We start from the raw sequence: 18,941 nt of genomic DNA, 5'->3' as shown, positions 1-18,941 counted from the left end.
TAATAATTGAAATTTTAGTGGTTGCGCCCGGAGGGAAACCGGGCGCATTTTTTTATATGTTCCCGCCAAACAGGTAGGTCGAACAGACCACCCCGTTATCCAGCACCCTGCTTTCCGAGAGCTTCCACAGCGAGCCGGATGTTTCCCCGACAAAACCGATGCCTTTGCCCGCCATGACCGGGACGGTGTAGATTGTCAGGCTGTCCAGCAGTCCGGCTTTAATCAATGAAGTAAGCAGCTTGCCGCCACCCACCACCAGCATGTCGGTTTCCTGTTTCAGTTCATAGACCCTTTGCAGCGGTTCTTCGGTCAGGAACTCCACCCCGCAGTCCGGCGTCACGTTGGTATCGTAGTGTGACACCACAAAAGACCGTTTGCTTTTGTGCGGCCACCCGCCCCAGTGTTCAAAGATGTAGTTGTAGGTGTTAGCCCCCATAAGCAGGCAGCTTGCGGCGGCGTGTTCCCTTGCCGCCAGTTCCTTGACCTCACGGGGCATCCAGTCCAGTTCATAGTCCGGCGTGGCGGTATGCCCGTCCAGCGATACGGCGATGTGCGCTTTGATTTGTTCCATATTGTCAGGTATTAAAGTGATATAAATCCCTACTGTCTTGGCACGTTAGCCGCCACCCCCAAAAAGAAAGCGTGGCATGACGCTGTTTCAAAGTAGAGGTACTGGCATACCCAAATGTGGAAACAGTGCAGCCACGCTATGACAAACGCATAGCATATCCTGCGCTGAATATCCCCACATTTTGAAAAGTGCCAGTTTTCGCATCGGGACGTTCGGCGAACGTATATGTTATATATAAAGGCAATATTCCGGCAACCGCCGTCCAACTGCCGTTACTTTTCCGTGTAACTTCTGCAAAGTTAAGCAAATACCCTGAAAAATCACGTGCAAACAGAAAAAATCCTGCCGTGTTATCACAACAGGGCAGGACACAAGCACCTAAAAATACACAAGTTCAGCCCATACGCCTACGGGCAGCTTGCGTTCCTTTGAAGATGATATGAACCGATGACAAAACAGCTTTGGTTCGCCGTGTCTTTGGTGATGATGTCCCTTTCCCGCATGAAGCGGATATAGCTCTTTGCGGTGCGCTCCTTGATGTCCAATACCTGCTGCAACTGCTCGCAAAGGTCTATGTAGGTGATGCGTGTCTGCCGCCCGAAGATGTCACGTGCGACATTCACCAGTTCCCTTTCCTTGCGCTTCTCCTTTTCCTCACGGGGCTTCTCGCCCTTGTACACGTGCATCCCCGCTTCCTTGTCCCATGCAAAGAGCATCAAAGGAACGTCCAGCGGGCTTCCGTCCCTTACTTTCAAGGCTTTCACGACCGACTGGGCGGGTTCTTCGTCTTTCTCTATCGAAAGGATTGTAGCCGCCTTGCGCTGCAACTCGCTGCCCAAATGTCCCCGCAGTTTCAATCCGTTGGGGACGAAGTGCAGCACGCACAGAATACACGTGTTGTAGATACCCGCCAGCCGATAAAGTTCATCTATCACCGCCACGCTTTCCGCTTCATCGTTGGCACTCTTAACAAGGTCTGCGATGCCGTCAATGACGACCAACTGGATGCCGCCGTACTGGTAGTAGAACTTGTCCATGCTTTGTACAATGGCGTTCAGGCGTTCTTTGCGTGACATGCCGGTAAGACAAAACGCTTTCAGTTCATCGGGTTTGTCCGGCTGTTTGGCACGTGCCAGCAGGTTGCTTACATTCTTGAACAGTTGCACTTCCGACTGTTCGGTGTCGTAGAGCAAGACCGCCTTGTGTTTGCCGTTGGCGGTTATCTGTATGCCCAGCGTATCTACTTCCGCACCAGCCGGGCAGATGCAGCCCGCCACGATTGCGGCTATATAATTGCTCTTTCCCGTTCCCTCGCCCCCGGTGATGCCGAACAGGTTGCCTTGTGTCCCCAGCGGAACGTCACCCGCCGAAATAATCTCTTGCGCTTTGGCGGGCGGGTTGTTGAAATCTATTTCGCATGATTTAAGCATAATCAATGTGTCGCTATACAGGTTGTCTAAAAATTCGATAAACAGTTTCAGGAAATCTTCACGGGTGTTCCCGGCTTTGAAGTAGTCGGATATGTCCTTTTCCTCTTTCGTTCCCGGAAGCGGGAGCAGCAGGCGTTTCACTCCAAATTCTTCCAGTAGTTTTTCCTGTTTGCATGAACTTTCCCTGCCCGTCTTGTCCATGTCAAAGAGCAGGACGATGTGCTTGAACCGGAATGTCAGCCGATAAACCAGCGTGGGCGGTATTGTCACCGTTTCGCTGTTGAAGCAGATAGCGTGAAAACCGTGCGCCGCCAGCGAAAGCACGTCTTTCTCGCCGCCCGTGATGAATAGCGTGTCGCCTTTGGCTGGCAGTTGTTCCAGCCCGAAACAGTAGTTCTCACCGAAGCTGCCGCCGTAGAGGAAACGGGGCGTGGAGAACGGGCGGTACAGCTTGATGTGCTGTTTGCCCTTGTAGCCGTACATGGGTTCTGCCACCGATGAAGTGTAGGTGTACGGTTTGCCCTCTGCCGTTTCACTGTTGTATTCCCGGAGCGAACAGACCTTGTAACGTTCCAGCAGTTCGGGCGTGATGCCGTACTGTTGCCAGTACACCAGTTCGGCAAGCGGGAACTTCTGTTCCCGGAACTGGTAGGGCTTGACGGGCTTTTCGGGCGTTTCTTCGGGTTTGTCCGGCACTGCCCGGCAGACGGTTGCCGGGGGAACGGAAACCGGAATGCCGGAAGCCAGCCCCAAGCCCAAATCCCGGTCGATGATTTCCAGTATCTCCACGAAGTCAGCCGCCCGGTTGCAGTCCAGCCCCTTTAACTGCCCCACGAGGAAGAAACAGTCGCCGCTGTAACTGTCGTTGCCGAAGTCTTTCATCTTGTAGATACCGCCCCGGCGGTCGAAATAGATGTTGCAGGAAGCCTTGCTGTCCTCGTACAGCGGGTTAAGGAAGTTGCGACCTATGCGCCAATTGCCGGGCAGGTAGTGTTTGAACACCGCCAGCCCGTTACTTGTTCTTTCTAAGATTTCCTCTTTCCTTAGCATACAACTGGTGGTTGGTTATCAGGTTGTCGATGTTCTCCTTGTTGCTCCTTATCAGGCGTTCTTCCAGCATCCGGCGTATCTCGCTGACCTTGTAGAAGTAGCGTCCCCTGATGTTGGAATAGGCGATAGTCCCCGACACCCGCAGGCGTTGCAGGGTCTTTTCGCTTATTTTCAGGAACGTGCAGACCTCGTAGCTGTCCACCCACATGTCTTCCTCGCTTTGCCTTGCCGTTTCCATGTGGTTGAAGATGTAGTCGGCAATGGCGGTAATCTTGTTGTCCAGTTCCTTGTAGGCTTTGGACTCGAATGTTATTATTTCCATAACGGTAACTGATTGATTTGCCGCAAAGTTCGGGTGTCCTGAAAAATAAAACGCCACAGATGTACCCACCTGTGGCGAAATAAATTTTGTTAAAGCACGGTTGCCTAATCCTGCTCCCTCATGCGCATCAGCAACCTGTCTTTCAGGGTGGAGAGGAAGCCCGTTCGGTCTTTGGTCTTGGCTTTTAGTTCCATGTAGGTGTGGTAGAAGTCGCCGAGGTCTATGTCGAACACGTATTCAAAGTAGGCTACAATCTCCTTAATATCAACCGTTCCCTTGTTCAGACAGCCGCAGGCGTCCAGTGCGTAGATAAGTTCCACCAACGCCCTTTTCGTCCCCGTCCAGCGCAACAGCCTGCCCATGAAGCCGTTCTTCACCCGCTTGCGCTGTTCCCGGCGTTCCAGCTCGTGCAGACGGTTGGTGAGGTATATTTCCAGCAGTTCGTTGGCTAAAATCTTGGCTACCTTGAAATCGTGACTGGTGCTGAACTGTGGGTCTGTTTCGTAATAGAAACTGTCCACGATGATTTGTATGTCAGGCTTCCCACGTATGAAATACTGCCTGTCCAAGTAGGTGGCTTTCGTTCGGTGGTACTGGTAGAACGCCAAGTTCCGCTGGAACGACCTTGAAATCCGGTCGGTTTCCGACAGCAGGTAGTCCCGCTGCACGTCCTCGCTGCCGCTGGGGAAGCGCACCTCTATCTTGTAAACGGTATTGTAATAGATGATTTTGCTCGCTAAAAGCGGTTTCAGTTCCTTGAAGAAGTGTATTTCTTCTTCCGTGCTGGCGAACGGGTAGGAGATTATAAAGGTTTTGAGTTCGCCCAGTATCTCTTGCAGGTAGTCCACGCATAGGCGGCAGAGCGTCAGCGTGTCCGCTGCGGTGTCCTCGTATTCCTGTATCTGCCATTCCACTTTTTGAAGCAGTCCGGCGAAGTATGTTTCCAACGGTATCTTATGTTCCATAACCTTGTGCTTATCTTTTATGAAGCACAAAGTTACGGGCATAAAAAATCAGTTTTATTCTTGATTTTTCACATTACGTTCTTGTAACTGTGCATTTTCTTGTTTCCTGCGCTTTTCTGCGTATTTCTCCGGGGGTATCTAAAAGATACGCCTTGCAGAAGTCGTTCAGGTTCGATGTCGATGCGAACCCGGTGGTGAACGCCACTTCGGTAAGCGTGAGGTTTGTGTTCAACAGGTAGTGTTCCACGTCCTTTACCCGTTCCTTTATCACCCATTCCTTAGCCGTGTACCCGGTCATTTTCTTTACCTTTCGCCGGAACGAGCCGTATTCCATGCCGCATTTGTCCGCCAGTTTCTCGGCATCATAGACCATGTAGCCTTTCAGACGTACCATTTCGGTGAACGTCTGCCTGCCCAGTTCCGGCAGCATCCGTTCGGCGTGGCGCAGTTCCTTTTCCGTCACCAGCAGTCGGTTGCCCCTTACCGGGTTTCTCCGCAGCAGGTGGAAAGCGTGGCATACCGTGTTGTACACGTTGCAGAGGTACTGCCGTCCCGGTCGCATCCAGTGGAGCGCATCGCAGTAGGCGGTCAGTTCGGGTATCTCGTCCCGCTTGCGGTGCTGTTCCGCCAGTTCGTCAAGTATGGCGTAATGGGTGGTGGACATACCCAGCAGGATAATGATTGCCTTGTAGTCCTTGTATGCCGCCAGTGTCGGCGTTTCCGGCAGGCTTTTGAGCGTGTCGCACACGTGGGCGCACAGCCGCCCGTCCTTGCTGAACGGTTCAAGTTCCAAGTAGTTGTCCATTTTCCGGCTGTTGTGCAGCAGCCATGTTACCTTTTCGTCCAGTTCCTTGCAGGACGCTTCCAACTCCGCTTCGGGAGCGGGAAGCAATAATGATGTAATCCGTTGTTCCATATCTGATGTTTTATATATGAATGACATATCATTTGTTCCACTTCACGCAATCCGTCCAACCCCATTCATCGAACAGCCATGTTTCTAAGAAGAAAAGTACAAAGGGCAGCAGGAACAGAAAATATGCCTGTACTGCGCTGATATGCTTAGAGCGGCGGTAGCGGTTCAACAATGCCTGTACACGGGCTTTCCTGTATCGTGCAAGAATAAATACACAAATAAGCAAAAACATTGCACCTAAATAGCCAAGATGTAAGGACGACCATTGCGGTACATTGTTAATCAGGAGAAAGTTGCCGGGCAGAACTACTACCCACCACCAATACCAAAACAGCAGTATAAAACCTGACATCCGCCCTATCTTCTTGCCCCAAACCTCTCCCTTGAAATATAGGTAGTCAAAAAAATAGTATCTGTAATTCGTCCGGTTTGCACGCTGCTTCACTCGTTCAAAATAGTTATCTGTCTTTTTTATTCCTTTATTCATAATGGTTTGGTGAGGGAAAGCGTTCAGGGGTTATCTTTCCTTGTTACCAATGAATTTACTTTTATATATAGCGTACTCTACTGTGTAAGTAGCCAGCTTCACGCCCAAGAACATACCTACAAGCAATATATATGCTACTAAGCAATATTGATTATACAAGAGGTCTTTTAAGAATACAGGTATCAATAAGGCTATGATTGTAGCGTTCTGAAACCACTTCTGTACTTTCAATAAGAGGTTAATGTATAAATGATTTCCTATGTAATTGAACCCCCATTTATAATTATACCGTTTCAGATAAGATAGTGAAAACCACAATCCTACAAGTGAAGTAATAAGGGCTACTCGCCACCATGCTCCCATGTATGGGAACATACCTTTTAAGAATGTCAGCAAAACAACACCTATTATGCTACATTCATATACAATTCTTACTCTTGTTACATTATTCATATATGTACGCTATTGGTTAGAAAGGAGCATCGTCAGATGCTATCTTTCGTTGTTACTAACTTATTAAATCTTTATTGTATAATTTTTAGCCAATGACGATGTGTTATTATAAAATAAAGTAATACAACCAAAATGGGATAAATCATCCATGATATGAAGGAAGAAATCTTTTGGCTATTAAATATTAGAGGTTTACTCCTTATAATTTCCATACCTTTTTTCCTTTTGATATAATACGAACAGAATGTCTTGTATAGTAAAACATAGATTATGATAAAAAACACAAAAGGGGTTTTATAATTGAAATTCTCCTTTATCAGTAGATACGTCAATACTATAACAGGAAGAAATAATATTCCACATATTATCTGTATCGTCCGCTCATGTGGATTTTCCAATATAAATTTATCCCTATTAAATATGAATATCTGATAATACATCGCATCTAAAATGAATTTTATCATAAAGAGTTATTCGTATTGTTAGTAATGGCTAAGCGGGGAACGCTGTTAGGCGTTATCACGCTTTGTTATAAACTCAAATTACTTTGCATGATTGGCTTTTATTTACCCACCATTCCTGTTCTTCCACCTCACGAGCCTTTTGTATCTCGTCCGTTGTCAGATTTTCATTGTGATAGGCATTATATAGATTTTCCCAACCATTCTTACGATATTTCGGTGATACAATCCATTCGCCTGCATCATTAAACAGGCAGAAGTTTGCAGGAGTATCGGGTATAATCTCATCTGCCCAAGAACAGACTTTTGTCAGTCCCTTTGCGGATTTCCACTTACCCCGATATTCAGATAAGTTCAATTTCAGTTCTGCTATTTCATTCCGTCCTTTCTCTATTTGCTGTCCGCTCATCCGATACCCCTGCTTGAAAGAACCGGAGAATGTACCGCTATATCGTTTATCTCCGTATTCCGCAAACGAGTAATACCCGTATATGAAACCGTCCAATTCCGTATATTCACTTTTTATCATTTGGGAACAGGAAGAAATGCTATCTACACAAACCTTTCCCTTAAACGGACAGATTACGGATAATCGGGTACGACTGATACCCTTTATCTCATATTCTCTACTATCCATTTTCCGAACTTCGGTAATATGAATATCAATTCGGCTACAATCTTCTCCTAATATGCCAATCATGCTTAAATTGTCAAACAAGCCCGAAAGGTCTTGCTGCAAAATATCTGCTTTGGGATTTTGTGAATAGGCTACTCCACAAAACCAAAAGAGTAAAAAGATAATGATATGGTATATTTTCTGTTTCATATTTTGCATTACTGTTTATAATGGCTAAGCGGGGAACGCTGTAAGCGTTAGCCCGGTTTGTTAGTAGCTATTTATTATTCAATCGGTTTCTTTCCAGTATTAGGTTCACTTCCTTTTCTGTATGGGAATATTTCTTTTTTGAAACCATACCTACAAACTCTAAAGAAGAGTCCAATAATGGGGATATATCTCCATCAATTACATCATCAAAATGCAAGAATTTGAGTTTCTTCATTCCTGCCAAAAATTTCAAGTCTTTTAGACTTGAAATACTAATCTGCTTAATCGTATTGTTGGGTACTAATTGGGTTAAATCTTGAAGTCGTTTACAGTTACGTAATCTAAGTATTTTAACTCTTGATAAACGGTTCAAAACACTAATGTCCGTTATGTTATTGCAATAATATAATGATAATTCTTTAAGTCTATTTGAATTACATAAACCTCTAATATCTATCATTTTTCGAGAACGAACAATCTCCAACGTTCTTATGTTAGTTAATTGACATAAACCATTCAAATTTATATTTTTGGCATCCCATAGTGTCAGTTCTTCTAACAAATTCATGCTTTTCAGTTCTTTCAAATCTTCTGATTTGAGATTATAAATATGCAGTCGTTTCAAGTTTATTAAAGTATCTACATTTTCTGTTTGTTTTGTATGATAATACTTCAATTCTTCAAGTTTGGGAAACAAACTGAAATCAATAGTAAAGACCTTGTCAATCCAAAGTCCCAATTTTTTTAAGTGCGGTAAAACACTTAGTTGATTTAAATTGCATGGTTCTATTGTAAAGTCGTACCCTGAAATAATCAAGGTTTCAATAAAATCATATTCACATATTAGACTTACATTTAATGTGTGTTTACAGGAAACACCACTGATGCCGATGTCGTCCGTTGATATTAAAATATCATTATAGCCTTGATTTTTTGCAAACTCTAATCCTTCTCTTAAATAGAGAGGAGATATTATTAACCGATTTACATCTGGTACTTCTTTGAAATGTTCCATACTACTATTTGTTTCTGATTGCTACTAATGGTTCAGCAGGGAACGGCTTGCCGTTATCCTGCGTTGTTATCAACCTATTCTATATTCACCATTTATCTGCAATTTCAAATTCGCCGATTGTTTGGGTACAAATGTCAATGTACGGAATAGTCTTGACTATCTTGATGTTTTCAATATCTTCACTTCCTCCCAAAGCCAAAAGTAGAGAATATCCAAAACACTCGTCATAATCTGGAGTTCCGAGTTTTTCTTGTATTATAGGATAATTTTCTAAATCAAACCAGCCTTTCAAGAAACTTTCATTTACCATTACCTTATTAAAAATCGCACGAAGATTGGCAGGAAGTATTAAATATGTTCCGTATCTGACATTCAGATAAACGACGTAATTATTCAGTCTCGGATTCTTTACATAGGCAAAGAGATCGCCGAAAGCCGTACACATGAATGGTAGAAATGATTGGTCATCCTCCTTTTCAAAACAGGAGTTTATCACATCCTGATAATCGGATGGATTGATGAGCTTAAACAGCCCATTACAAAAACTTCCTAACCCGACCTCCTGCCATAAAGTATTCAGTTCGGGATAAGACAAATCAGCATATTTAGCAATAAAAGTATCATCTACTGCTTGCCTCTTGCTATTGAGGCTTTTTTCTAAAAATTCTTCGTACATATTTCTACGTTTTATGGTTGATAATGGCTGGACGGGGAACGGCGTTAGTCCGTTATCCCGGCTTGTTATGAACTTACTTTACCTCTTGTGCCTTTTTATAATTTGCATAGCGAGCATTTAGAGTGTCCCGCCATTCTTGACTTGGGCAAGAGTTTATTAATTGAATATACCTATCATCATCAACACAAACGGACTCTACAAGTCTTAGTAAGCTCCACTGCAAATCATAAAAAGCATTTTCAGGGAAGATTTGTACCAACACCATAGCTTCATCAAATGATATGGGGAATTGTATTTGTTCTAATAAAGTATCATAAGCATTTATCAACTCATCAATGCTATCAGAATCATTGATACTTTCATTAGGCATACGACCTAAATCTTTCAACTGTAAAATTTCATTTCTCATATCGTGTACTCTAATTGTTCATAATTTTTCGATAAACGCACCTTATGGTGTAGTTCCTATTCACTATTAAATCATTGTCTAATCATCATCCAAACAATCCAGCGGATTGGGGATTTTTGCTTTATAGGCGTTCGATACGTGCAGATAAATTGCCGTTGTTTTTATATCGGTATGTCCCATAAGTTCCTGTATGGTTCTTAGGTCTGTCCCTTGTTCCAGCAGGTGGGTGGCGAACGTGTGCCGGAGCATGTGCAGGTGTACCCGATGCTTTATTCCGGCTTTCCTTGCCGCTTCTTTCAATATCTTAACCAATGCGCTGGGCGAGTATTGTTCGCCTGCCTGTTCGCCCTCAAAAAGCCATTTTTGCGGTCTGTATTCCCGGTAGTAAGCCCTTAGTTCGTTGAGCAGCTTTTCCGACAGTAGGGAATACCTGCACTTCTTGCCTTTTCCGGCAATCCTGATTAGCATCCGTTCGCTGATGATGTCTTGGGGTGTCAGGTTCAGAAGTTCGCTTCGGCGTAGTCCGGCAGAGTAAATAAGAGAAATCATGCACCTGTGTTTCCGATTGGATAACTGTGCAAAGATGCTTTTCATTTCTTCCCGGCTTAATACTTCGGGCAATGCCTTGTACTCTTTTGCACGGGCTATCCCGCCATAATATTGCCGCTTGCCTTTCCGGACTTTCTCGTAATAGAACTTGATAGCGTTGATGCGCATGTTCTGCTGGGTGGCGGATATGTGCTTTTCCTTTACCATGTGGAGCATATAGCTGTTTATGTCCTCGACCGTCAGCAGGTCAAGGTCTTGCCCCTTGTGGTATTCCATGAAGTCGCTGAAATAGATTTTATAGGCTTTTATGGTGGAAAGGCTGTACCGCTTCTGTTCCAGCAGTTCGAGGTAGCCTCTCGGCAGTATGTATTCCCTTTTAGGTTTGGGATGCCGCACGTAAACCCGGCTGTAATCAATATAGGCGTGGGGCGAATAGCGGTCATAGAAATCCGGCAGTTTAAAAGCGGTGGCAGGTATGTAGGCAGAACTATTGCCTGTCTTTTCCACGTCCGTATCTTGGGCGAGCAGCAGGGCGACAGCCTGACTGTTTACATACTCTATCCGTATGTAGTCCGCACCGTTTCTTTCTTCCTTGTACAGAACGATGCTTCCTCTCTGTTTCTGAACCTTATCCATGTCGCTGAATTTTGCTTCGCTCCAAAGATAAGATAAAAATATCACTTTTTGAACATCTGTTCAAAAATAATAGAGGTTAAAAAAACAAAAGAGTATCAGGCTTTAAGCAGCGAATAGATATGGCGAAAATTTTCTGCCAGTTCGTCCACGTTCAGACCGTTCAGAAATGCTTGTTCGTATGACAGTCCTAAAAACATTTGCCGGAACAAGATAGCCGTTTTCTTCACGTCCGTGTTGCTCCTGATTTCCCCGCTTTCTTTTGCCTTCTGTATGACTTTCTCCCATAGGTCATAGTCTTGTCGGTAGATTTTCTCAATTTTCTGCCTGATACCCGGATAGTACATGCGCACTTGTGACAGGAAATGAAAGTAGTAGAAGTTAGGACTACAATCATGCGGGCTGCTATTATCGCCAATCAGTTCAACAATCCTTTTCATGGAAGCGGCTACTCCCGCCACGTATTGCCCGATGAACTCCGTCAACGTATCGGCAGGAGCGGCAAACTTGTTTTCCGGTTCGTGCATTTTTAGCACGTATTTGTCCGCCACAGCCATGAATAAATCCAACTTGTGCGGAAAATAATAAACGATACCCGTTTTTGTCACCCCGCAGGCTTTGGCAAGCGTGATGATGCTTGCTTTCTCGTAGTTCATCCTGACAAATACGCCGAACGCTTTATCTATTACTTCTTCACGGTTAGTTATTATCATACACGTTTGTTTTTAATCGGTTACGAAGATACGGATTTTGTTTTAACCATTTGTACCCCAGTGCTTTTTTTTAGTGCAAGGTGCAAGTATATATTTATATATATAGCTTGCACCTTGCACTAACCCAAAAATATTTATTATCAGATATTTGCGAGTTTCAAAAGAATGCAGTATCTTTGAACCCGAAAGTTAGGCAGACAAACACGGTCAAAGTTGGACAGGCTTAACGATTAAAAATCGTTACTGTTTCGTTACCTATTTGAAATTTTGAAAGCAAAGTAGCTGACATATAAGCGGTTAGAGTTATAGGTTCAAAACCCTGTCTTTCCGCCCATAGATACAAAAGAGAAGTCTGTAAATTATTACAGACTTCTCTTTTATATTGATAATAAAGCCTTATCATCTTCACATATATCTGAATATCTTATTTTTAAGAAAACAAATTCATAACGATATTACAGTCATAAAGATTTATTAATTAAGGAACACTTTGAAATAACTCTCAAAATGTTCCCAAACTTAAAAATATTTGATTAAATAATCCGATGCTTTATCTCGAAAGCACCTCCCGGTTCTATCTCGAATCCTTTATCCAGTAAAACATCCTTACTTACTTCAAAGATAATATCCGCCCCGCTTTTCACCGTCACATTTCCTTTCGTCCCTTTGGAACCGGCTAACGGATCCACAAAATATCCGATAGATACCGATGTACCGAAAATATAATTTTCCCCCGTCATATCTATGTTCTGAATATATAAATGAGGAATATAAGGGAATGTATTAGGGCGCGTAGCCATCACTGTATAGCAATTCGCAGATTTACCAGAAAAACGATAAGTAGAATTCGAACCCTTTATATGATAAAAGAAACCTTCATTTTTAAATAAACCTGTTAAATGGAATGTACAATTATTCCAACCATTAATCCGCATCTTAAGAAAGCCGGGCCACGATTCCACGTACATACTGTCTATTCTCTCCGGAACATCAGTCCACATATTAAATTCAGGACAACCTAACAGATTATGACTACAACATTCATAACGATCATACCAGTCCGATTTTGTATATTTTCCTTTAGACATTGCTTCTGCTACCCCTATCCGGGAATCCCCTTCTCTTATTATCTTGATAAATTCTTTATATAAATCTCCGCCTGTCTCTATATAACTTAATCTTGTATGCCCCAGAAAAGCCGGACCACCATAATTCCCACCCGTTGTAAACGATTTACCTACACTTGTCCTATTTTCGACTACATTAAACTCATCGATCGGCATATTTGTGCAGCTATTCGAATAAACAATGGAAGGAGAATTTATATTTTTCAGATTTTCCCAGCTATTACCAATCTCTGTCGTATCATAATCCTCATACGCAGCAAGATAACTACCCGGTTTTCCATCATATCCGCTTGAAGAAACAGTTACTCTACTAGGATTTCCATGTCCATGCAAACTAATCCATCCATACCCCTTGTTAATCTCGTCAATTACTTGCTTTCCACTGGGGAATGTCGGTGAAGGATCAGCTGCTGTAGGTAATTCTTCAAATATGGTTTGTTTGGAAAATATAGTATCGCCCCATGCCGTAGAAATAACCTGTGCCTGCCTAAATATGGATTGAAATTCGTCACTTTGAGTATAAAACGCATTTTTTACATAAGAAAAATCTGCATCTTGAGGATTAAACTCATACCGGATCAGTTTATTCACATACCGTTCCACTTCCGCATTTGTCGTACATAAAATTCTTCCTACATACAATTCAGGCCAAAAGTCTATCACATCGGTCATTTCACCATACTTCCAATTTCTATTCTTATCCCAGTCACTATTCAAGTCTCCATAATATGAATCGGTAGGAATGCTACTTAACCAATATTGATAATCCTTTCCATCTCCCGTTCTAAATCTTGCGGGAACTACCGTTATATTTCCACCTAATAATACATATTTTGTTCCGTTTGCATATGCTCCCATTAAGTATTGTCGCAGTTTACCTGCGTTATCATTGATATCAGAAATAGTATCACCCACGATATTCGGTTCGTTCAGGATTTCTTCCATCGTAATAACACCCGCATCCAGACCTTTCATCCGCTTCCAACCTACTAAGCGACGGAATGCAGGAGCTAACTGACGGGAAGTGACGATACAATATTCATAACAGGGTATGGTATATATCGTTCCGGCACGTCTACGGCTCTCCTTAGACACACTTCGAGTGCGGCTCTTCGCCAGTAAAGGAGCTACCATATCTTTATTGGCTATGGTCTTTTGAAGAATTTCCAATGATTCGGACGACTCCAAATCCCGGTGGATAGGTTGCATGGCATTGGTTTTCGACACGCTCCGTTTCGATGCTCCATAATGGATTGTGAACGTGATACTGCGATAAAACTTCACTTTATTCGCTTGGGGGATATATCCCACAGGCCATACAGAAACCGTTACAATGTGTTTGTCTCCGTCGAAATAACCGTCTCGCTCTATATTACTTACCGATAAAGGGTACTGTGCAGAAGTATAAACTCGGGTATCGGGAGTCACGAACGGATAATTGGCGGACAGGCTACCGGCTAATATCGAAGTCTGTGCCGGATAGACCGGATGCGGCAATGTCACTTCTTCGCTCTCGTAGGAATCTATGGTTACAGTAAATTCTGCATTTTCGACTGGAACTAATAGATGGACAGAACAGAACGGCAATTCCGGGTGGCCTTCCTGTTGATTTAAACGAAAGTCTTCATAACGGATGGTCGTATAAACCATACCGTCGCCTCCTGCTTGTTCTCCAAGAACCAGCTTGTTTCGGTCGAATGTTACCGTATGCTGTAAATCTGCCATACATGGCAAGGACAGCAGAACAGCGGACAGGAGAAACAGATCTCTGATTTTGTTTCTTTTCATGGCAACTCCCTTATTTCGTTAATATCATTCTTTTCGTTGCCACTTCTTTACCGTCGGCCAGTAATGTATAGACATACATCCCGGCGCTCAGTTCGCTGGCTTGGATCACTACTTCGCCTTTTCCCCGTAAGATAACAGGTATGTTCTTCAGCTGGTTGCCCTGCAAATCATAAACCAGTAATTGCGCACTGGAAACTGTGGAGGGCAATGTATAGCCGATGCGGGTCTCTTTATCGAAAGGATTGGGTACGTTCTGCAACAAAGCGGCGTTATCGCTTGCCTGGCTTTCTATCGTTGACGGAGATTTCAACTCATTGACAGCAGCCTGCAATTCCGATATAGTCGCCTGTTGTTCTTTCATCGCTTCTATCAGCAATCCTACCAGTTCGTTATAAGCTATTCCGGTTTCACCTTCCTGAGTCGTATAAACCACTTCAGGCACCACAGACTGAACTTCTTCGCTCCGTAAACCGATACGGTACTTGGATGACGGAACCATCTGCTTGCCGTCTCCACTTGTTTCCGATACGGAAGACTGGTATAAGATACCGTTCAGTTTCATCAGTTTTTCCAAAGGAGAATCGATCTTCTTGAACATTTCTCCATTTTTTAAATTGCTTTTAGGGGTATAAGTTATATAATTATTAGCAGATACTACGCCCTCCCCCGTTAGACTAAAACACAATCCGCCTACACCATATGCCTGTACCAAAGTAATATTAGCCGTATTATTTCCCTGTAGAAACAAAAGCGGACCATTAATATTTTTACTACCATCAATTTTCATACCAAGGCCTATCGAACCGGGCTTACAGTAAATAGCAGGATAATCATTCGCTCCATATACATATAATCCCGGAATATCATAATTCGAATTCTGTGCATCGGGATTAGAACCATATGAACCTACATAAGTGGCTCCATATTGGTTTACTTTGATTTGGGCAGACAGCGGCATTAGCACACATAAAAATAATGCACATGACAAAACAAATAATTTTTTCATAATAATAAATTTTAAGGGTAAAATAACAAAGGGAATAAAACAAACATAAAAACACCTGCAACACTAAATCTTTACAAAAGTAAAATTATAAAAGAAATTTATTATTTACAAGAAAAAAATAAATTTATAATAAAAATATTATAACATTTTCAAACCACAGGAAAACATTTAGAATTAAAATCTTTATTGCATTAGCGTTGACTGCTTTCATTAAAAACTACCGCCCGATTTCATATCACAATCATAATTCTAAAATACTATTGCTTACCTTTAAGATTTCACTTGTTCCGTTTTTTCAGGAACATTGACTTATACGGCAACACATCCCTATCTATGGAAAAAGCCGAACAAGAACAGCCCTATATTAACATTCTGCACTCCCCTATTCTTTTCGTATTCACAAATAAACCATATCTTTGTGTAATAACTAAAAAATACGACTATGAAAAAAATAGTGGTTCTAGACGGCTATAGCGTCAATCCGGGGGATCTGTCCTGGGATTATCTGACTTCTTTGGGTAATTGCACCCTATATGACCGTACCGATAAATCCGAAATTATTGAACGGACAAAAAACGCAGAAATCATATTGACAAACAAAGTGCCTTTAAAAGCTGACACTTTAAAATTATTACCTTCATTGCGATATATAGGAGTACTGGCTACCGGATATAATATTATAGATATCGAAGCCGCAAAGGAACAAAATATAGTTGTTACCAATATTCCTGCTTACAGCACTCAATCGGTGGTACAGATGGTATTTGCCCATTTACTGAATATTACCAATCAGGTCGAACTTCATTCCGGCAAAGTAAGAGAGGGAAAATGGAGTGTATGTAAAGATTTTTGTTTTTGGGACACACCTATTACCGAACTGGCCGGAAAGACATTCGGCATTATAGGACTTGGCCATATCGGAATGTCTGTCGCCAAACTGGCCGACGCTTTCGGTATGCGCGTGATAGCAAATACTTCTAAAAAACAAAAAGACCTGCCACCTTATATCAAAGCGGTTTCCCGGGAAGAGTTATTAAAAACTAGCGATATCGTTTCGTTACACACGCCTCTTACTCCTGAAACAAGGAATATGATAGATAAAAACGCATTATCTTTAATGAAGCCGACCTCTATTCTTATCAACACAGGCAGGGGGCCATTGGTGAATGAACAAGATCTTGCTGATGCCTTAAACGGCAAACGTCTATATGCAGCAGGACTGGATGTACTTTCAGCCGAACCGCCAAGAAACGATAATCCGCTGCTCTCAGCCCGGAATTGTTATATCACCCCTCATATAGCCTGGGCGACTTTCGAAGCCCGTAAACGGCTGATGGATATCGCATGTGCCAACGTAAAATCATATTTAGAAGGTAATATACAAAATAAAGTATCTTAATTTTATATCGGATATCTTATTCAGGATAAATGGATAGCGGGTATTTTTTCACAAGATACCCGTTTTTTCGTATATTTTTTGTAACAAAACCGCCGATAATCCGTCTTATTCATAAAGACTAAAACGGCGCGTCAATAATTAACTCTTTAAAATAAGCTATTATGAAAATAACAAAGATTTTACCCGTTATCATATTAATGATATCTCTTCCGGCACTCGGAAATAATATAGACAAATTGTTTTCGAATTATGCAAAAACCGCCGATACCGAGCATATAAAAATAAACAAGTTCGTCACGACTCTGTTAAAGCCTTTTGCTTCGGAACTAAAAGGTATAGACTCGATCGAAGTAATTAATCTGGACGAATGTTCCGATAAAATTAAAACTAATCTTGACAACATGCTCAAGAACAATAACTTCTTTAACGGTTATGAAACTCTGATACGGAACAATGATGAAAACGAAACGTCTATCGTACTGATTAAAATAAAAAACGACATTATAAAAGAACTGGTAGTCATCAATACCGGAGATAGTCATGAATTAGTAAGAATAAAAGGAAATCTGAATAAAAAGCAGATCCGGAAATTAACGGATAAAAACAAATAAGGATGAATGCGGAAAACTTCAAACAAGTATTCCTTCCGTTACATCCCAAACTGTACAGGATTGCTTACCGGTTACTCGAAAATCAGAATGATGCCCAGGATATTATACAAGAGGTTTATATGAAATTATGGATGATACGGGATGAATGTACCGATATCCAGAATACAGAAGCTTATTGTGTAACCCTGGTAAAAAACCTCTGCCTGACTCAGCTGAATAAAGCATATCACAGATTCAGACATGAAGGAACCGAACAACTGAATATGGCCGATACCGGAATATCTCCCGATATATATCTGGAAACAAAAGACGATCTGATACAAATAAAACGATTGATAGACCAAATGCCCGGTCAGCAAAAAGAGGTTATGATTCTCAAACATTTCAGAGGATGCAGCAACGAGGAAATAGAACAGATCACGGGATTAAGCAACGGCAATATACGAACTATGCTTTCCCGGGGAAGAAAAAAAATTAAAGAACTTTTTAAAGCGTAGAAGAATGAAAGATAAAGACATAGAACAACTGCTCGAATCCTTTTACGAAGGAACATTAGATGAACAGGAAGAGCTCGAGTTGCTTCGATATTTCGAATCGGAACCCGGAAATAAAAAATTCGCCGCCGATCGTAAAATATTTCTGGCACTTCATAAAGATACGTTTATATCTATTCCGGAGAACTTAGGCAAGAAACTGGAAGAGATAATCGATTCCATGGAAAGAAAGGAGACTGAAAAGACCTTCCGGCGTATTCCCTGGAAAACACTGACCGGTTTGGCAGCCAGTCTGATTATTGTCATCAGTTGCGGATTATATCTTATACGCCAGGATGCATCCCATACTCCTGAACCGTCGCCCCGAGAAATTTATGCGGAAACTCAAAATGCTTTAATACTCGTTTCCCAAAAGCTGAATAAAGGCACCCAAAAAATTGAATTGGCAGAAACAGAAATTGACAAATTAAATTATATACTTAACTCATATTCAAAAACATATTAATCATGAAAACAAAATATATTATTATCACACTGTTCATGGTCTCTGCACTCTCATTAAGAGCCCAAAATAATTTTATCGAAAAATACTCCAAAATGAAAGGGGTAACCGTAGTAAATATATCCAAGACATTGTTACAACTGATGCCGGATATGGATGCAAACGGAATGAATATCGGTGACATTGCACAGGATCTGGATTCCATGTACATTCTTACCAGCGAAGATGGTGCTACCTCCAACAAAATGAAAGCAGACTATATAGCCATGATCCGGGAAAAAGGTTATGAAGAACTGATGAGTGTCAAGGACAAAAACGAGCACGTAAAGTTTTTTATAAAAAAGAACAAAAATAAAATCAGCGAGCTTGTTATGGCTGTCGATAATTCACCTAAATTCGTATATATCACACTGTGTGGTAATTTATCTCTGGAAAAAATCAAAAAGCTTACTAAAAAATAAAACACTCCCGTTCCAAAAACGACAGCAGGATAATCATTGAAAACAATTATCCTGCTGTTTTATCCTATTTGCACTAA

At 42.0% G+C, this 18,941-nt stretch carries 21 protein-coding genes; 5 read left to right on the top strand and 16 right to left on the bottom strand.

Annotation, left to right across the window (positions count from 1 at the left end; all coding sequences use genetic code 11):
• Window positions 1-52 precede the first annotated feature (52 nt).
• From OCV73_RS02420 to OCV73_RS02350, 16 genes are all read right to left on the bottom strand, one after another.
• The gene (locus OCV73_RS02420; protein WP_004326099.1) at window positions 53-571 is read right to left on the bottom strand and encodes a dihydrofolate reductase family protein; all 519 of its coding nucleotides are present in this window, start codon (window positions 569-571) and stop codon (window positions 53-55) included.
• Between the two features lie 407 nt (window positions 572-978).
• Window positions 979-3,051 carry a bifunctional DNA primase/helicase gene (locus OCV73_RS02415; protein ID WP_007845710.1) on the bottom strand — a complete coding sequence of 691 codons (2,073 nt, stop codon included), beginning with the start codon at window positions 3,049-3,051 and terminating at the stop codon, window positions 979-981.
• Window positions 3,014-3,442: a helix-turn-helix domain-containing protein gene (locus OCV73_RS02410; RefSeq protein ID WP_007845709.1), complete on the bottom strand. Its 429-nt coding sequence runs from the start codon at window positions 3,440-3,442 to the stop codon at window positions 3,014-3,016. The genes OCV73_RS02415 and OCV73_RS02410 overlap by 38 nt, the downstream gene beginning before the upstream one ends.
• 35 nt (window positions 3,443-3,477) lie before the next feature.
• Window positions 3,478-4,380, bottom strand: a complete 903-nt coding sequence (locus OCV73_RS02405; RefSeq protein WP_007482647.1) for an RteC domain-containing protein — start codon at window positions 4,378-4,380, stop codon at window positions 3,478-3,480.
• Between the two features lie 31 nt (window positions 4,381-4,411).
• Window positions 4,412-5,254 (bottom strand): helix-turn-helix domain-containing protein, encoded by an 843-nt coding sequence (locus tag OCV73_RS02400; RefSeq protein ID WP_032535963.1) that lies wholly within the window; start codon window positions 5,252-5,254, stop codon window positions 4,412-4,414.
• 28 nt (window positions 5,255-5,282) lie between these two features.
• Window positions 5,283-5,741 carry a hypothetical protein gene (locus tag OCV73_RS02395; RefSeq protein WP_032581314.1) on the bottom strand — a complete coding sequence of 153 codons (459 nt, stop codon included), beginning with the start codon at window positions 5,739-5,741 and terminating at the stop codon, window positions 5,283-5,285.
• Window positions 5,742-5,771: 30 nt separating this feature from the next.
• Window positions 5,772-6,194 carry a hypothetical protein gene (locus OCV73_RS02390; RefSeq protein ID WP_004309990.1) on the bottom strand — a complete coding sequence of 141 codons (423 nt, stop codon included), beginning with the start codon at window positions 6,192-6,194 and terminating at the stop codon, window positions 5,772-5,774.
• Between the two features lie 71 nt (window positions 6,195-6,265).
• A complete protein-coding gene (locus OCV73_RS14530; RefSeq protein ID WP_009291865.1) occupies window positions 6,266-6,658 on the bottom strand; it encodes a hypothetical protein in 393 nt (130 codons plus the stop codon).
• Between the two features lie 73 nt (window positions 6,659-6,731).
• A complete protein-coding gene (locus OCV73_RS02385; protein WP_007482664.1) occupies window positions 6,732-7,481 on the bottom strand; it encodes a hypothetical protein in 750 nt (249 codons plus the stop codon).
• Between the two features lie 67 nt (window positions 7,482-7,548).
• Window positions 7,549-8,496: a leucine-rich repeat domain-containing protein gene (locus OCV73_RS02380; protein WP_007482667.1), complete on the bottom strand. Its 948-nt coding sequence runs from the start codon at window positions 8,494-8,496 to the stop codon at window positions 7,549-7,551.
• A gap of 85 nt (window positions 8,497-8,581) precedes the next feature.
• Window positions 8,582-9,172 (bottom strand): T6SS immunity protein Tdi1 domain-containing protein, encoded by a 591-nt coding sequence (locus tag OCV73_RS02375; protein ID WP_004309992.1) that lies wholly within the window; start codon window positions 9,170-9,172, stop codon window positions 8,582-8,584.
• A gap of 73 nt (window positions 9,173-9,245) precedes the next feature.
• Window positions 9,246-9,581 carry a hypothetical protein gene (locus tag OCV73_RS02370; protein ID WP_007570681.1) on the bottom strand — a complete coding sequence of 112 codons (336 nt, stop codon included), beginning with the start codon at window positions 9,579-9,581 and terminating at the stop codon, window positions 9,246-9,248.
• 78 nt (window positions 9,582-9,659) lie between these two features.
• Window positions 9,660-10,766 (bottom strand): tyrosine-type recombinase/integrase, encoded by a 1,107-nt coding sequence (locus OCV73_RS02365; RefSeq protein WP_007480249.1) that lies wholly within the window; start codon window positions 10,764-10,766, stop codon window positions 9,660-9,662.
• Between the two features lie 95 nt (window positions 10,767-10,861).
• On the bottom strand, window positions 10,862-11,476 hold the full coding sequence (locus OCV73_RS02360) for a TetR/AcrR family transcriptional regulator (RefSeq protein WP_070782466.1): 615 nt from the start codon (window positions 11,474-11,476) through the stop codon (window positions 10,862-10,864).
• Between the two features lie 533 nt (window positions 11,477-12,009).
• Complete coding sequence (locus OCV73_RS02355; protein WP_147548668.1) at window positions 12,010-14,391, bottom strand: C25 family cysteine peptidase; 2,382 nt, start codon at window positions 14,389-14,391, stop codon at window positions 12,010-12,012.
• 10 nt (window positions 14,392-14,401) lie between these two features.
• Window positions 14,402-15,397, bottom strand: a complete 996-nt coding sequence (locus tag OCV73_RS02350; RefSeq protein ID WP_147548666.1) for a T9SS type A sorting domain-containing protein — start codon at window positions 15,395-15,397, stop codon at window positions 14,402-14,404.
• Between the two features lie 442 nt (window positions 15,398-15,839).
• Here OCV73_RS02350 and OCV73_RS02345 point away from each other — a divergent pair, with 442 nt between their 5' ends.
• The 5 genes from OCV73_RS02345 (at window position 15,840) to OCV73_RS02325 (ending at window position 18,864) form a co-directional block, all read left to right on the top strand.
• Window positions 15,840-16,796, top strand: coding sequence for a D-2-hydroxyacid dehydrogenase (locus OCV73_RS02345; protein WP_147548664.1), 957 nt, complete (start codon window positions 15,840-15,842; stop codon window positions 16,794-16,796).
• 161 nt (window positions 16,797-16,957) lie between these two features.
• Entirely contained in the window at window positions 16,958-17,407 is a 450-nt protein-coding gene (locus tag OCV73_RS02340; protein ID WP_147548662.1) for a DUF4252 domain-containing protein, read from the top strand.
• Window positions 17,408-17,409: 2 nt separating this feature from the next.
• On the top strand, window positions 17,410-17,904 hold the full coding sequence (locus OCV73_RS02335) for an RNA polymerase sigma factor (RefSeq protein ID WP_147548660.1): 495 nt from the start codon (window positions 17,410-17,412) through the stop codon (window positions 17,902-17,904).
• 4 nt (window positions 17,905-17,908) lie between these two features.
• Window positions 17,909-18,406: a hypothetical protein gene (locus OCV73_RS02330; protein WP_147548658.1), complete on the top strand. Its 498-nt coding sequence runs from the start codon at window positions 17,909-17,911 to the stop codon at window positions 18,404-18,406.
• A gap of 2 nt (window positions 18,407-18,408) precedes the next feature.
• A complete protein-coding gene (locus tag OCV73_RS02325; RefSeq protein ID WP_147548656.1) occupies window positions 18,409-18,864 on the top strand; it encodes a DUF4252 domain-containing protein in 456 nt (151 codons plus the stop codon).
• The last annotated feature ends 77 nt before the right edge of the window (window positions 18,865-18,941 follow it).

This window comes from Barnesiella propionica (assembly GCF_025567045.1).
GTDB classification, from domain to species: Bacteria; Bacteroidota; Bacteroidia; order Bacteroidales; family Barnesiellaceae; genus Barnesiella_B; species Barnesiella_B propionica.
The sequence above is the reverse complement of the archived record's forward strand: the minus strand, read 5'-3'. Positions and strand labels throughout refer to the sequence as shown.